Source organism: Streptomyces finlayi, from assembly GCF_014216315.1.
Lineage (GTDB): Bacteria > Actinomycetota > Actinomycetes > Streptomycetales > Streptomycetaceae > Streptomyces > Streptomyces finlayi_A.
This window is the reverse complement of sequence record NZ_CP045702.1, coordinates 6,162,903-6,177,321: the sequence shown is the minus strand read 5'-3', so window position 1 is coordinate 6,177,321 and position 14,419 is coordinate 6,162,903. Positions and strand designations below refer to the sequence as shown.

Genomic DNA, 14,419 nt, shown 5'->3' with positions numbered 1-14,419 from the left:
CTCGTCCAGGCGCCTCCCGGCATACAGTGGGAGTCCGTCGAGCGTTACGGATGGGGGTTCCGGCGTGACTGACGGCAGCCCGGTGGTCCATGGGTTCCCGCATCTCGACACCGTCCGGTCGGCGATCACCGCGCTGTACCGGCGGATCTCCCCCGATGGCATGCAGGCGTACGCCACGAGTCTCGTGCCCGCCGACGCCGCCTTCTCCGATGTGGACGATCTGCATCTCGGGGCGCAGCGGGTGGCTCATGCGATGGTCCAGCACCTGCGTCTGCCCGATGCGCGGATGATCGTCGGTTTCCGGCGGATGGACCATGCCGCGAGTGTCGAACTGGCAGCGGGGCCGGAGTACTTCATCGAGCTCAATGACCGGTTCCGTACGCATCGGCGGGACATCGGCGCGGCGCTGGCGCACGAGGTCATGCACGTACTGCTGCACCGTCTCGGGCTCGAGTTCCCCGGCACGCGCGACAACGAGATCCTCACCGACACGGCGGCGGCCTATCTCGGTGCCGGCTGGCTGCTCCTGGACGCCTTCCGTGAGGACGCGACATCCAGCCAGAAGCTGGGCTATCTCACTCCGGAGGAGTTCGGGTACGTGCTGGCGAAGCGGGCGCTGGTCTTCGACGAGGACCCCTCGCCCTGGTTCACGAGCGCGCAGGCGTACACGGCGTACGCGAAGGGGCGGGAACTTGCGCTGCGCGACGGGCGGCAGCCGCCGTCGACGGCGGCGGGGTGGGTGGGCCGGCGGCGCTATGCGAAGGACCGGCGGTATGCCCGGGATCATCCGGGGGCGGTGGCCGACCCGGGTGTCCCGTACTCCTTCGAGAACGGCGGCGAGGGCTTGCGGGTGTCGTTCGGCTGCCCCACCTGCCACCAGCGCATCCGGGTCGTGGTGCGGGGGCGGGTGCGGGTGCGGTGCGGGGTGTGCCGGGCGGTGCTGGAGTGCGATACGTGAGGGGTGCGGGCGGCTTCCCTTTGCCTGCCCGCACCTTTGCCTGCCCGCACCTCCCGTAACCGCGGCTCCGCCCCGGGCCCCGGCCCTCAAACGCCGGACGGGCCGGGACCGGGCGCCGCCCCGTACACCGCGCCCGGCGCCTTCGCCACCCGCAGCAGCGCGCGAACCGTCTCCCCCGCCTCCCCCGGGGTCCAGCGGGCGCCCCGGTCCGTCGTGGGGCCCCGGTGCCAGCCCTCCATGACCGTGATCCGGCCCGCTTCCGCTTCGAAGACGCGGCCTGTCACGCCCTCGCTCGCGGTGGAACCGAGCCACACCACGAGAGGGGAGACGTTCTCGGGGGCCATCGCGTCGAACGCTCCGGCCCCGGGCGCCGCCATCGTCTCCGCGAACGTCTGCTCGGTCATCCTGGTCCTGGCGGCCGGTGCGATGGCGTTGACCTGGACTCCGTAGCGGCCCAGCTCCTCGGCGGCGACCAGGGTCAGGGCGAGGATGCCGGCCTTCGCGGCGGCGTAGTTGGACTGGCCCACGCTGCCGAGGAGCCCCGCGCCGGAGCTGGTGTTGATCACCCGGCCCGTCGGCGTCCGTCCCGCCCGGGCCTCCGCCCGCCAGTGCGCGGCCGCATGTTTCAGGGGCAGGAAGTGGCCCTTGAGATGGACCCTCATCACGGCGTCCCAGTCGTCCTCGGTCAGATTCACGAGCATCCGGTCGCGCAGGAATCCCGCGTTGTTGACCAGGGTGTCCAGCCGGCCGAAGGCGTCCAGCGCGGCGGTGACCAGGGACGTCGCCCCGTCCGTCGTCGCGATGTCGCCCCCGTTGACCACCGCTTCGCCGCCTGCCGCGAGGATCTCCTCGGCCACCTCCCGAGCCGGTCCCGGCGAGTTGCCGTCGCCCGCGGGGCCGACCCCGAGGTCGTTGACGACGACCTTCGCCCCCTCGGCGGCGAAGGCCAGCGCGTGGGCGCGGCCGAGCCCCCGCCCCGCTCCCGTCACGACGACGACCCGGCCCGCGCAGAGGCCGGTACTGCCCACGGTCGTGGTCATCTGTCACATCTCCCCTGTTGGCGTCGGGGTGGCAGGCTGCTACCTTCCACACCTAACAAATGTTTGGTGGAAAGGTAGCTGATCCGCCCATGAGTGTCTCCACCTCACGCCCCAGCGAAGCCGTTTCCCTGGTCACCGTCGACTACCCGCCGGTCAACGCCCTTCCCGTACAGGGCTGGTACGACCTCGCCGACGCGGTCCGTTCCGAAGGCCGTGACCCCGGGGTCCGCTGTCTCGTCCTGGCCGCCGCCGGGCGCGGCTTCAACGCGGGCGTCGATATCAAGGAGGTGCAGGGCGATACGGGGCACGGCACCCTGATCGGCGCCAACCGCGGCTGCTTCGAGGCGTTCTCCGCCGTGTACACCTGCGAGGTCCCGGTCGTCGCCGCGGTGAACGGCTTCTGCCTGGGCGGCGGTATCGGGCTCGCCGGCAACGCGGATGTGATCGTGGCGAGCGAGGACGCCACCTTCGGTCTGCCGGAACTGGACCGCGGCGCACTCGGCGCGGCCACTCATCTGGCGCGGCTGGTCCCGCAGCACCTGATGCGTGCGCTGTACTACACCTCACGCACCGCGACCGCCGCCGAACTGCACGCCCACGGTTCGGTCTGGAAGGTCGTACCGGAAGGCGAACTCATGGGAGCGGCGATGGAGTTGGCGGTGGAGATCGCCCGCAAGGACGGCTGTCTGATCCGGCTGGCCAAGGCCGCCATCAACGGGATCGACCCGGTGGACGTACACCGCAGCTACCGCTTCGAGCAGGGCTTCACCTTCGAGGCCAACCTCAGCGGTGTCGCCGACCGCGTCCGTGACACCTTCGGCAAGGAGGCACGACCGTGACCGACAAGACCATGACGGCCGAGGAAGCCGTCGCCCGTCTCGACAGCGGTATGACGCTCGGCATCGGCGGCTGGGGTTCGCGCCGCAAGCCGATGGCGCTGGTACGGGCACTGCTCCGGTCCCCCGTCACCGATCTGACCGTGGTGGCGTACGGCGGGCCGGACGTCGGCCTCCTCGCCGCGGCCGGGAAGATCCGCAAGCTGGTGGCGGCCTTCGTCACGCTCGACTCGATCCCCCTCGAACCGCACTTCCGGGCGGCCCGCGAACGCGGTGCGTTCGAACTGATGGAGATCGACGAGGCGATGTTCATGTGGGGGCTGCACGCCGCCGCGAACCGGCTGCCGTTCCTCCCCGTGCGGGCCGGTCTCGGCTCCGACGTGATGCGGGTCAACCCGGGTCTGCGGACGGTGGTTTCACCCTACGAGGACGCCGAGGAGCTGGTCGCGGTGCCGGCCCTGCGGCTGGACGCCGCGCTGGTCCACGTGAACCGTGCGGACCGGCTGGGCAACGGCCAGTACCTGGGGCCCGATCCGTACTTCGACGACCTGTTCTGCGAGGCCGCCGACACCGCGTACGTCTCCTGCGAGCGACTCGTGGAGACCGCCGAACTGACCGCGCGGGCCGCCCCGCAGACGCTCCTCATCAAACGGCACACCGTCACCGGAGTCGTCGAGTCCCCGAACGGAGCGCACTTCACCTCCTGCGCCCCCGACCACCCCCGCGACGAGCCGTTCCAGAAGGCGTACGCGGCCGCCGCCTCGGACCCCGCGGCCTGGGCGGAGTTCGCGGCACGGTTCCTGCCCCCGCACGGCAGCGAGAAGGACTACCGGTCGGCGGTGCGGACCTGGCACGAGGAGCAGCGATGACGCGGCGGAACGTCACGCGGGCCGAGTACTGCGTGATCGCGTGCGCCGAGGCGTGGCGCGACAACGGTGAAGTGCTGGCGAGCCCGATGGGGCTGATCCCCTCCGTCGGCGCCCGTCTCGCACAAAGGACCTTCTCCCCCGGCCTGCTCCTCACCGACGGCGAGGCGCTGATCGTCGGTGCGGACGGGGTCACGGAAGGCTGGCTGCCCTACCGCAGGCACCTCACGATGGTCACCGGTGGCCGACGGCACGTGATGATGGGCGCGAGCCAGATCGACCGGTTCGGCAACCAGAACATCTCCTGCATCGGCGACTGGGACCGGCCCGCCCGCCAGCTCCTCGGGGTCCGTGGCGCACCCGTCAACACCCTCAACAATGCGGTCAGTTACTGGGTCCCCAGGCACTCACCCAGGGTGTTCGTCGAACGTGTCGACATGATCTGCGGCGTGGGCTACGACAGTGCGGCCGCGGCGGGACCTTCGGCCTCCCGCTTCCATCGCATTCCGCGTGTGGTCACCGATCTCGGGGTCTTCGACTTCGCGACGCCGGACCACTCCATGCGGCTGGCCTCCCTGCATCCGGGGGTGAGCGTGGACCGGGTCCGCGAGGCCACCGGGTTCGCGCTGACGGTCGCGGACGAGGTCCCGGACACCCGCGAGCCCACCGCAGGGGAACTCCGTCTGATCCGCGAGGTCATCGACCCGGCGGGCACCCGCGACCGGGAGGTCAGGGGCTGATGCGCACCCGGCTCACCGAACTCATCGGGATCAGGCACCCGATCGTGCAGACGGGTATGGGATGGGTCGCCGGCCCCCGGCTGGTGTCCGCCACCGCCCAGGCGGGCGCCCTGGGCATCCTGGCGTCCGCGACGATGACCGTGGAGCAGCTGCGCGCGGCGGTGCGCGAGGTCAACTCCCGTACCGGCGCGCCGTTCGGGGTGAATCTTCGCGCGGACGCGGGTGACGCGCGCGAGCGGGTACGGGTCGTCGTCGAGGAGGGGGTGAAGGTGGCGTCCTTCGCGCTGGCCCCGTCGAAGGATCTGATCGCGGAGCTGAAGGACGCGGGGGTGGTCGTCATTCCGTCGGTCGGAGCCCGGCGCCATGCCGAGAAGGTCGCCGCGTGGGGGGCGGACGCGGTGATCGTGCAGGGCGGCGAGGGTGGCGGGCATACGGGGGACGTGGCGACGACGGTGCTGCTGCCGCAGGTGGTGGACGCGGTCGGCATCCCGGTGATCGCGGCAGGCGGATTCCACGACGGCCGGGGTCTGGTCGCGGCGCTGGCGTTCGGGGCGGCGGGTGTCGCGATGGGGACGCGCTTCCTGCTGACGTCCGACTCCACGGTCCCGGACGCGGTGAAGGCCCGGTATCTGACGGCGGGGGTCAAGGACGTCACGGTGACGCGTGCGGTGGACGGTCTGCCGCACCGGATGCTGCGTACGGAGATGGTCGCCGCGCTGGAGAACGCGGGCCGGGCGAGGGCGCTGGCGACGGCGGTGCGCAGGGCGGCGGGGTTCCGGCGGCTCACGGGGCTGAGCCTGCGGGAGATGGTGCGGGACGGTCTCGCGATGAAGCACGGCAAGGATCTGTCGTGGAGCCAGGTCCTGCTGGCGGCCAACACCCCCATGCTGCTCAAGGCCGCCATGGTCGACGGCCGGACGGACCTCGGGGTGATGGCCTCGGGCCAGGTCGCGGGCCTGATCGAGGACCTGCCGAGCGTGGCGGAACTGGTGGAGCGGGTGATGGCGGAGGCGGACCGCACGCTTGGGGCTCTGCCGCGGGGGCGGTGAGCCGGGGCTGTGCGGCTCCCGGTCCTCAATCGCCGGACGGGCTTGATTTGTGGCGCTGCTCGGCTCGGAGGGGCTTGGCCCCCGGCTCCCGGACATGACTTCGCCGGACGGGCTCGGTTTTCCAAGCCCGTCCGGCGATTGAGGACGGAACGGTGACCGGGTGACCGGTCACTCCGTCCTCGTCACCGCGTCTTCGTGTTACGCCGCCCGGCGGCCACGTGACGCGGAGCCACCGCGACCCGCACCGGCCGCACGGCCCGCACCGCCCGCTCGGCCCGCACCAGCACCGCGGGACTCGCCGCCACGGCCCGCACCCGCACCGCCGCCGCGCACGGAACCGGCACCCGCGCCCGTGCCCGTACCACCGGAGCGGCCTTCACCACCGGCACCACCGGCGCCACCGCGGCGCCCACGGCCACGGCTGCCGGCGCGGAATCCGCCGGACGTCGAGCCCGCCGCACCACCCGGCCGCGTACGAGCCTTCGGCTGGGTCGGCTGCGGGACCTCGATGATGATCGCGATCCCGGAGGGCTCGCGGGCACCAGTGATCCGGGTCAGTTCCTCGTCGCTCGACTTGATGCGGGTGGTGCGCGGGGCGATGCCCGCGTCCTGCATCAGCCGGGTCATCTCGCGCTTCTCCTCCGGCAGCACCAGCGTGACGACGCTGCCCGACTCCCCGGCGCGCGCCGTGCGCCCGCCGCGGTGGAGGTAGTCCTTGTGATCGGTGGGCGGGTCCACGTTGACAACCAGGTCGAGGTCGTCGACGTGGATGCCACGGGCCGCCACGTTCGTCGCGACGAGCGCGGTGACCTCGCCGGTCTTGAACTGGTCCAGGGTCCGGTTCCGCTGCGGCTGGGACCGGCCGCCGTGCAGGGCGGCAGCCCGTACACCGCTGGCGAGAAGTCGCTTGGCGAAGCGGTCTGCGGCACGCTTGGTGTCGACGAACATGATCACGCGTCCCTCACGGGCGGCGATCCTGAGGGCGACGGCCTTCTTGTCGGTCTCGTCCATGACATGCAGCACGTGGTGCTCCATGGTGGTGACCGCACCGGCGGACGGGTCGACGGAGTGCACGACCGGGTCGGTCAGGAACATCTTGACCAGGCGGTCGATGTTCTTGTCCAGGGTCGCGGAGAACAGCATCCGCTGTCCGTCCGGCTCGACCTGCTTGAGCAGGGCGACGACCTGCGGCATGAAGCCCATGTCGGCCATCTGGTCGGCCTCGTCGAGGACGGTGATCGCGACGTCGTCGAGACGGCAGTCGCCGCGCTCGATGAGGTCCTTCAGCCGGCCCGGCGTGGCGACGAGCACCTCGGCGCCGCGGCGCAGCGTGCCGGACTGCTTGCTGATCGACATACCGCCGACGACGGTGGCGAGCCGCAGGTTCACGGACGTCGCGTACGGCGTGAGGGCGTCGGTGACCTGCTGCGCGAGCTCACGGGTCGGGACGAGGACCATCACCAGCGGGGCGCGCGGCTCGGCGCGGCGGCCGGCGGTGCGGGCCAGCAGGGCCAGGCCGAAGGCGAGCGTCTTGCCGGAGCCGGTACGGCCACGGCCGAGGATGTCCCGGCCCGCCAGCGAGTTCGGCAGGGTGGCGCCCTGGATGGGGAAGGGCTCGGTGACGCCCTGCGCGGTAAGCGTCTTGAGCAGTGCTGCGGGCATGTCCAGCTCGGCGAACGCATCGACGGCGGGCAGGGCGGGGGTCATGGATTCCGGCAGGGCGAACTCACCCTGGGGGGACGCGGCGCGGCGCCTGGTCGGCGCCTTGCCTGCTCCCCGGCCGGATGCCTGTGCCTGGGCCGGGCCACGTCCTCTGGTCGGACGGGTGGTGCGCGTGGCCGGTCGGTCCTGGCGTTCGGAGCGGGTCATACGGAATTGCCCTCCTGGGGGATTCCTGGGTTACTGCGGAATGCTTGGTGGACTGCTTGATGTGCGCCCCAGGATGCAGCACAAAGCGGGATGTCCCGGAGACAGCACAAACCGGGGCCCGCACCTTCACGGTGCGGGCCCCGGTCGCGAGGTACGCGTCCGGCGATTAGGCCGGGACGATGTTCTCCGCCTGCGGGCCCTTCTGGCCCTGCGTGACGTCGAAGGAGACCTTCTGGCCCTCCTGGAGCTCACGGAAGCCCTGGGTGGCGATGTTGGAGTAGTGGGCGAAGACGTCGGCGCCGCCGCCGTCCTGCTCGATGAAGCCGAAGCCCTTTTCCGAGTTGAACCACTTCACGGTTCCAGTAGCCATGTCGATCTCCTAAAATAGGTGCAGTGCCGGAAATCCGCACTTTACGAATTCCAAGTCGCCGCATTGAGCCCCACCCGGAGAAAGCCGGAAAACAATAAAGCGCCTGAGGAAGCATTCCCGTCAGGCGCACATAAAGTTCATGGGTACCAAAACTGCAACTGGACCACCGTAGCACGTCATCTCGTCCGGCGGGGGGCCTGGTGGATCACGCCACGCCGCCGGGCGGAGATTTTCACGGCCGGAGCCGTTCGACGACGGTGACGTTGGCCTGGCCGCCACCCTCGCACATGGTCTGCAGGCCGTAGCGTCCGCCCGTGCGCTCCAGTTCGTGCAGGAGGGTCGTCATCAGCTTGGCACCGGTCGCGCCGAGGGGGTGACCGAGCGCGATGGCGCCTCCGTTGACGTTGACGCGCTCGGGGTCGGCGCCGGTCTCCTTGAGCCAGGCCAGCACGACGGGTGCGAACGCTTCGTTGATCTCGACGAGGTCGATGTCGTCGATCGTCATCCCGGCCTTCTTCAGCGCGTACGCGGTGGCGGGGATCGGTGCCGAGAGCATCCGGATGGGGTCCTCGCCGCGTACCGAGAGGTGGTGGATGCGGGCTCGTGGGGTGAGTCCGTGGTCCGCGAGGGCGCGCTCGGAGGCGATGAGCAGGGCGGCGGCGCCGTCGGAGACCTGCGAGGAGCAGGCGGCGGTGATCGTGCCGCCGTCCACGACCGGTTTCAGTGCGGCCATCTTCTCCAGGGTGGTGTCGCGACGCGGCCCCTCGTCCGTGGTGACGTCGCCGTACGGCACCGTCTCGCGCCGGAAGCGGCCCTCGTCGATGGCGCGGACCGCCCGCCGGTGGGAGGTGAGCGCGAACTCCTCCATGTCCCGGCGGCTGATGCCCCACCTCTCGGCGATCAGCTGGGCGCCGTGGAACTGGTTGACCGGCTGGTCGCCGTACCGGGCGCGCCAGCCTTCGCTGCCCGCGAACGGCCCCTGGGTGAGGCCGAGCGGTTCCGCGGCCTGCCGGGAGGCGTACGCGATCGGGATCTGTGTCATGTTCTGCGTGCCGCCGGCGACGACCAGGTCCTGGGTGCCGGAGAGGACTCCTTGGGCGGCGAAGTGCAGGGCCTGCTGGGAGGAGCCGCACTGGCGGTCGACGGTGACACCGGGAACCTCCTCGGGGAGGCCCGCGGCCAGCCAGGCGGTGCGGGCGATGTCCCCGGCCTGTGGCCCGACCGTGTCGAGGCAGCCGAAGACGACGTCCTCGACGGCGGCGGGGTCGATGCCGCTGCGGGCGACGAGTGCTTTCAGGACGTGCGCGCCGAGGTCGGCGGGGTGGACGGCGCCGAGACCTCCGCCGCGCCTGCCGACGGGGGTGCGTACCGCTTCGACGATGTATGCCTCGGCCATGGCTGCCGCTCCTCGGGTCACGGATCTCGGGTACGGGCGGATCAGGTACGGGCGGATCAAGCGCGGGCGGATCAGGTGCGGGCCGGTCGGGACGGATCGGTCAGGTGCGCAGGGCGATGCCGTCCAGCACCATCGAGAGGTACTGGCGGGCGATCTCCTCGGGGCTGTGCTGTCCGCCGGGCCGGTACCAGGAGGCCGCGACCCACACGGTGTCGCGGACGAAGCGGTACGTGAGCCGGATGTCCAGGTCGGCGCGGAAGACGTGTTCGGCGACGCCGCGCTCCAGCGTGCCGAGCCATGCCTTCTCGAACTTCTGCTGCGAGTCGGCGAGGTAGCCGAAGCGTGGCTGGGCGGAGAGGTGCCTGGACTCCTTCTGGTAGATGGCGACGGCGGCGCGGTGCCGGTCGATCTCCCGGAAGGACTCGGTGACGAGGGCCTCGATGGTCTCCCTGGGGCCGAGCCCGGCGCCGAGCACAGCGTCGTAGCCCTCCCAGAGCTCGTCGAGGAAGGTGGAGAGGATTTCGTCGACCATCGATTCCTTGGAGTCGAAGTGGTAGTAGAGGCTGCCCGCGAGCATCCCCGCCTCGTCCGCGATCTTGCGGACGGTGGTGGCGTTGTATCCCTGCGCGGCGAAGACTTCGGCGGCGGTGGCGAGCAGTTCTCGGCGCCGCGCGGGCGAGGGGGTCACCTGGGGCTTCTTCTTGGTAGGCACCTGGCCATTGTCCGCCCGGTGCGCGGCCCGTCAGGCATGTTGGCTGCTGACGGAGACGACCTCGCCCGTCATGTACGAGGAGTAGCCGCTCGCCAGGAAGACGATGACGTTGGCGATCTCCCAGGGTTCGGCGTACCGGCCGAACGCCTCCTTCGTGGTCAGTTCCGCCAGGAGGGCGGCCGAGGTGACCTTCGCCAGGTGCGGGTGCATGGCGAGGCTGGGGGCGACGGCGTTGACGCGGACGCCGTAGGCGGCGGCCTCGACGGCGGCGCAGCGGGTGAGTGCCATGACGCCGGCCTTGGCGGCGGCGTAGTGGGCCTGGCCGGTCTGGGCGCGCCAGCCGATGACGGAGGCGTTGTTGACGAGGACGCCGCCGCGGCCGGCCGCCTTGAGGGAGCGCAGGGCGGCGCGGGTGCAGCGGAAGGTGCCGTTCAGGGTGACGTCCAGGACCGTGGACCACTGGTCGTCGGTCATCTCGGTGAGTTCGGCGGTGCCGCCGAGGCCCGCGTTGTTGACGACGATGTCGAGGCCGCCGTGGGCCCGTTCGGCGTGGGCGAAGAGGGCTTGGACCTGGGCCTCGTCGGTGACGTCGCAGGGCAGGGAGGTGACCCGGCCGGGGCCGAACTCTTCGGCGAGGGCCTGTTCGGTCTCCTTGAGGCGTCTGGCGTGGGCGTCGCCGATGACGATTTGTGCGCCCTCCTCCAGGAATCTGCGGGCGGTGGCGCCGCCGATGCCCGCCCCCGCGGCCGCGGTGACGACGGCCGTGCGGCCTGTCAGCAACCCGTGTCCCGGCATGGGGGCCGGTGGGCCCGTGCCGGAGTGCCGGTGGGGGGCGCCCGCCGCGCCCCCGGTTTCCGCGTCCTCGACGGTGCTCATGCGCGTACGTTAATCTACCAAACACTTGTTAGGGAAGGATGGCCGATGGATCTGTCGCACACCGACGCGGAGAACGCCTTCCGGGCCGAGGCCCGTTCGTGGCTGCGGGACCGGGTCCCGGACCGCCCCCTGCCCTCGCTGGAGACCGCAGAGGGGTTCGCCGCCCACCGGAACTGGGAAGCGTGGCTGCACGCGGACCGCTGGTCGGCCGTCTCCTGGCCGTCCGCGTACGGCGGGCGGGACGCCGACATCTTCGGGTGGCTGGCCTTCGAGGAGGAGTACTACGCGGCGGGCGCGCCGGGTCGGGTCTCGCAGAACGGCATCAGCCTCCTCGCCCCGACACTCTTCGACCACGGCACCGCCGAGCAGCGCGCCCGGATCCTGCCGCCGATGGCGAGCGGGGAGGTGATCTGGGCGCAGGCGTGGTCGGAACCGGAATCCGGTTCGGACCTGGCGTCGTTGCGGTCGCGGGCGGTACGCACGGACGGCGGCTGGCTGCTGTCGGGGCAGAAGACGTGGTCCTCGCGGGCCGCGTTCGCCGACCGGGCGTTCGGGATCTTCCGCTCGGACCCGGAGGCCGCCAGGCCGCATCACGGGCTGACGTATCTGATGTTCGATCTGGCGGCGCCCGGTGTCACGGTCCGGCCGGTGGGGCGGCTCGACGGCAAGCCGGCGTTCGCCGAACTCTTCCTGGACGAGGTGTTCGTACCGGACGAGGACGTGATCGGGGAGCCGGGCCAGGGCTGGCGGATCGCCATGTCGGCCACCGGCAACGAGCGGGGGCTCACCCTGCGCTCCCCCGGCCGGTTCCTGGCAGCCGCGGACCGGCTGGCGGCGCTGTGGCGCACGCACGGCGACCCGTCGGACAGTGGGCTGCGGGACCGGGTCGCGGACGCGGTGGTGGGGGCCCGGGCGTATCAGCTGTTCACCTTCGCGTACGCCTCTCGCTTCGCGGCGGGCGACACGATCGGCGCGGAGTCGAGCCTGAACAAGGTCTTCTGGTCCGAGTACGACATCGCGCTCCACGAGACCGCGCTCGATCTGCTGGGCCCGGAAGCGGAACTCGCGGACGGCGAGTGGGCGCAGGGCTACGTCTTCGCTCTCGCCGGTCCGATCTACGCGGGCACGAACGAGATCCAGCGGGACATCATCGCCGAGCGGCTGCTCGGTCTGCCGAAGGGGCGGCGCTGATGCGGTTCGTTCTCGACGCGGAGCAGCGGGAGTTCGCCCGTTCCCTGGACGCGCTGCTCACCGCCACGGGCACACCTTCGGTGGTACGGGCGTGGGCGGCCGGGGACCACGGGCCGGGGCGCGCCCTGTGGTCGCGGCTCGCGGACGCGGGTGTCTTCGCGCTGGCGGTTCCGGAGACGTACGAGGGGGTGGGACCGCTGCCCGTGGAGGTCGCCGTCTCCTTCATGGAGCTGGGGCGGCACGCGATGCCAGGCCCGGTGGTGGAAACGGTCGCGGCTTCGGTGCTGCTGAGCGTGGTGGGCGGTCCGGCGGCGAAGGAGTGGCTGCCCCGGCTGTCCTCCGGCGCCGCGACGGCGACCTTGCGTCTGGACGGTCCGTACGCGCTGGACGCGGACGCGGTGGACGCCGTGTTCACGGTGCGCGGGGAGGAACTGTGGCTCGCGTCCGGACCCGGGGCGTTCCGTGTGTCGGCGGACCCGGCACGGCGGCTGTTCTCGCCGGACGACGGGGGGACACTGCTCGCCCGTGGGACGCACGTGGCGGAAGGGGCCCGGGTGGCAGGCGACTGGGCGGCGTTCGCGACGGCGGCCCAGGCGGTGGGCGTGGGAGAGGCGCTGCTGCGAGCCACGGTGGAGTACGTGAAGCGGCGGACCCAGTTCGGTACGGCCATCGGGTCCTTCCAGGCGGTCAAGCACCGGCTGGCCGACACGCTGACCGGGCTGGAGTTCGCCCGGCCGCTGGTGTACGGGGCGGCGGTGTCCCTGGCGGAGGGTGCGGCCCGGGCCGGGGCGGACGTGGCGGCCGCCAAGCTGGCGGCGGGCGGGGCCGCGTACACAGCGGCCCGCACCGCGCTCCAGCTGCACGGTGCGGTGGGCTACACGGAGGAGCTGGACCTCGCGCTGTGGCTGCGGAAGGCGCGACCGCTGCGGGATGCGTGGGGGACGCCGGAGGTGTGCCGGGGGCGGGTGCTCGCGGGGTGAGCGGGTGGGAGTGGCCGGGCCCGTCCGGCGGCCGTCCTCGTCCTCAATCGCCGGACGGGCTTGACAGGGCTGGACTGTTCTCGCCCGTCGCGGCCGTCACGGGCCTCCAGTGGCCGGGCTTTCGTCGTTGGTCCGGCGGATCGTGCGCACAGGCCGGCCCGGGCGCCAGGACTGGACGACCAGGGTGTCCCCGCCCTCCAGGCCCGTGTGCACCACCTCCGTCAGTTCCGTACGGAACAGGTGGAAGGGCACCGGCGGGTTCGCGTCCTCGATGAAGCGCGCCAGCGTCTCCGGATCGGTCACCTCCACCGCGCGGCCGGAGATCCGGACGTCACGGTCCGCCGTGTCCGCTCCGGCTCCCGGGTCGGGCCAGTACGACGCCCCCAACGGCGAACTCCAGGCGCAGTCCGGCGACACGGTCGCCGGCTGCCTCTCGCACGTCTGTGTCGCGACCGGCACGGGGCTGGAGATCTACGACCTCGGGGAGTCCCAGGAGGCGATGGACAGGTTCGGCGCCGCGGTCATGCCGGTCGCCCAGCGGATGGGTCTGCCGCAGTCCCCCGCCCCTCCGGCGTCCTCGCCGGTGCACACCTACGGGGGGCCGGGGGCGTAACGGTTCACCGGCCCGAGCGTCACCACCACCGCGGAGCCCATCGTCCGGAACACGCCCGGTGACTCGCCGGTCGCCAGGACCGCGTCGTACCGGCCGAGTTCGATGTCCGTGCCGTCGAGGACGGCGCCGTCCTCCAGCGCGAGGGCGAGGACCGCGCCACCGTCCGGCGGCATCAGCCGGACGGTGCCGCGGACGACGGCGGTCGCGGCCTCCGTGCGGTATCTGCGGTACATGACGTTGAAGTTGACGACCGGGCCGCCGAGGAGGTGGCCGACGGTCTGCAGGTCGCCGGGGAAGTCGTACGGCCAGTACGGCTCGTCGATGATGTGGTGCTCCCCGCCCACCATCAGATCCATGCCCTCGCCCTCGACCACTGTCAGGGTTCGGTGGACGCCCGGGAACGCGGAGAACGGTCCGTCCGCCGCCACCTCCGCGAGGCTGATCCGCCAGTCGAAGGCGTCCGACGCGGCGCCCTCGGGCCAGACGGCGATCTCCCGGGTGACTCCGCCGCCGTTCCGCCACGGCGCCGTCGCCCGCCCGGCCGCCCTCAGCACGCGCAGCGTCATCGGACGGTGCCCCGTGCCGTAGTTGCTGCCGGCCGGCGCCGGGAGCCGGCGAGCGCCTGGACGCCGCCGTTCCTCTCCTCCACCGTGCGGAGGCCGATGGCCGGCCCCGGGGCCGCGGGCGAGCCGGGCATGAAGGTCTCCGTTCTGCGTTCTGATTTCTGCGTGATGCGTGATGCGTGATGCGTGATGCGTTCTGCGTTCTGCGTTCTGCTGACTTCTGACTTCTGAGCCCGGGAATCCGGGAGCCCGGAAGACCGGGAGCTGACGAGGCCCGCAGCCTCACAGCCCTGCGGTCCCGCGGTCCCGGCTTCTGAGGGTAGGTCAAGCAGGGTACCCGGGCCGACGAGCTGTCAGCCG

General features: G+C 71.7%; 15 protein-coding genes and 1 pseudogene. 8 read left to right on the top strand and 8 right to left on the bottom strand.

The features are described 5' to 3' along the window. The first annotated feature begins 64 nt into the window (after positions 1–64). Positions 65–958, top strand: coding sequence for a hypothetical protein (locus F0344_RS28250; protein WP_185301447.1), 894 nt, complete (start codon positions 65–67; stop codon positions 956–958). A gap of 86 nt (positions 959–1,044) precedes the next feature. Here F0344_RS28250 and F0344_RS28245 read toward each other — a convergent pair whose 3' ends face one another. After that, complete coding sequence (locus F0344_RS28245) at positions 1,045–1,998, bottom strand: SDR family oxidoreductase (RefSeq protein ID WP_185301446.1); 954 nt, start codon at positions 1,996–1,998, stop codon at positions 1,045–1,047. 89 nt (positions 1,999–2,087) lie between these two features. Here F0344_RS28245 and F0344_RS28240 point away from each other — a divergent pair, with 89 nt between their 5' ends. Genes F0344_RS28240 through F0344_RS28225 form a run of 4 tightly spaced genes read left to right on the top strand, consistent with a single transcriptional unit; the run spans position 2,088 to position 5,489 of the window. Further along, a complete protein-coding gene (locus F0344_RS28240) occupies positions 2,088–2,837 on the top strand; it encodes an enoyl-CoA hydratase family protein (RefSeq protein WP_185301445.1) in 750 nt (249 codons plus the stop codon). Between the two features lie 11 nt (positions 2,838–2,848). Beyond that, positions 2,849–3,703, top strand: coding sequence for a CoA transferase subunit A (locus tag F0344_RS28235; RefSeq protein WP_185302938.1), 855 nt, complete (start codon positions 2,849–2,851; stop codon positions 3,701–3,703). Beyond that, positions 3,700–4,440 carry a CoA-transferase subunit beta gene (locus F0344_RS28230; protein WP_185301444.1) on the top strand — a complete coding sequence of 247 codons (741 nt, stop codon included), beginning with the start codon at positions 3,700–3,702 and terminating at the stop codon, positions 4,438–4,440. Before F0344_RS28235 ends, F0344_RS28230 begins: the two co-directional genes overlap by 4 nt. Continuing rightward, a complete protein-coding gene (locus tag F0344_RS28225; protein WP_185301443.1) occupies positions 4,440–5,489 on the top strand; it encodes an NAD(P)H-dependent flavin oxidoreductase in 1,050 nt (349 codons plus the stop codon). The genes F0344_RS28230 and F0344_RS28225 overlap by 1 nt, the downstream gene beginning before the upstream one ends. A gap of 198 nt (positions 5,490–5,687) precedes the next feature. Here the strand turns inward: F0344_RS28225 and F0344_RS28220 are convergent, their stop codons facing one another. The 5 genes from F0344_RS28220 to F0344_RS28200 all read right to left on the bottom strand — a co-directional run bounded on the left by F0344_RS28220 (position 5,688) and on the right by F0344_RS28200 (position 10,631). Then, positions 5,688–7,358 carry a DEAD/DEAH box helicase gene (locus tag F0344_RS28220; RefSeq protein WP_185301442.1) on the bottom strand — a complete coding sequence of 557 codons (1,671 nt, stop codon included), beginning with the start codon at positions 7,356–7,358 and terminating at the stop codon, positions 5,688–5,690. A 166-nt stretch (positions 7,359–7,524) separates the two neighbouring features. Continuing rightward, a complete protein-coding gene (locus tag F0344_RS28215) occupies positions 7,525–7,728 on the bottom strand; it encodes a cold-shock protein (protein ID WP_015607926.1) in 204 nt (67 codons plus the stop codon). Positions 7,729–7,960: 232 nt separating this feature from the next. Continuing rightward, positions 7,961–9,124, bottom strand: coding sequence for an acetyl-CoA C-acetyltransferase (locus F0344_RS28210; protein ID WP_185301441.1), 1,164 nt, complete (start codon positions 9,122–9,124; stop codon positions 7,961–7,963). 100 nt (positions 9,125–9,224) lie between these two features. After that, positions 9,225–9,836, bottom strand: coding sequence for a TetR/AcrR family transcriptional regulator (locus F0344_RS28205; RefSeq protein WP_185301440.1), 612 nt, complete (start codon positions 9,834–9,836; stop codon positions 9,225–9,227). A gap of 30 nt (positions 9,837–9,866) precedes the next feature. Further along, positions 9,867–10,631, bottom strand: coding sequence for an SDR family oxidoreductase (locus F0344_RS28200; protein WP_185302937.1), 765 nt, complete (start codon positions 10,629–10,631; stop codon positions 9,867–9,869). Between the two features lie 126 nt (positions 10,632–10,757). Between F0344_RS28200 and F0344_RS28195 the strand changes: the two genes are divergently transcribed. Both F0344_RS28195 and F0344_RS28190 read left to right on the top strand, forming a co-directional pair. Beyond that, on the top strand, positions 10,758–11,903 hold the full coding sequence (locus F0344_RS28195; protein ID WP_185301439.1) for an acyl-CoA dehydrogenase family protein: 1,146 nt from the start codon (positions 10,758–10,760) through the stop codon (positions 11,901–11,903). Further along, positions 11,903–12,883 (top strand): acyl-CoA dehydrogenase family protein, encoded by a 981-nt coding sequence (locus F0344_RS28190; RefSeq protein ID WP_185301438.1) that lies wholly within the window; start codon positions 11,903–11,905, stop codon positions 12,881–12,883. The genes F0344_RS28195 and F0344_RS28190 overlap by 1 nt, the downstream gene beginning before the upstream one ends. 96 nt (positions 12,884–12,979) lie before the next feature. Here the strand turns inward: F0344_RS28190 and F0344_RS28185 are convergent. Continuing rightward, positions 12,980–13,249, bottom strand: a pseudogene (locus F0344_RS28185) (pyridoxamine 5'-phosphate oxidase family protein); the annotation flags it as partial. Between F0344_RS28185 and F0344_RS28180 the strand changes: the two are divergent. Further along, a complete protein-coding gene (locus F0344_RS28180; RefSeq protein ID WP_185301437.1) occupies positions 13,227–13,496 on the top strand; it encodes a hypothetical protein in 270 nt (89 codons plus the stop codon). The pseudogene F0344_RS28185 and the gene F0344_RS28180 overlap by 23 nt on opposite strands. Here F0344_RS28180 and F0344_RS28175 read toward each other — a convergent pair. After that, positions 13,475–14,062, bottom strand: a complete 588-nt coding sequence (locus F0344_RS28175) for a HutD/Ves family protein (protein WP_185301436.1) — start codon at positions 14,060–14,062, stop codon at positions 13,475–13,477. The genes F0344_RS28180 and F0344_RS28175 overlap by 22 nt on opposite strands. Between the last annotated feature and the right edge of the window lie 357 nt (positions 14,063–14,419).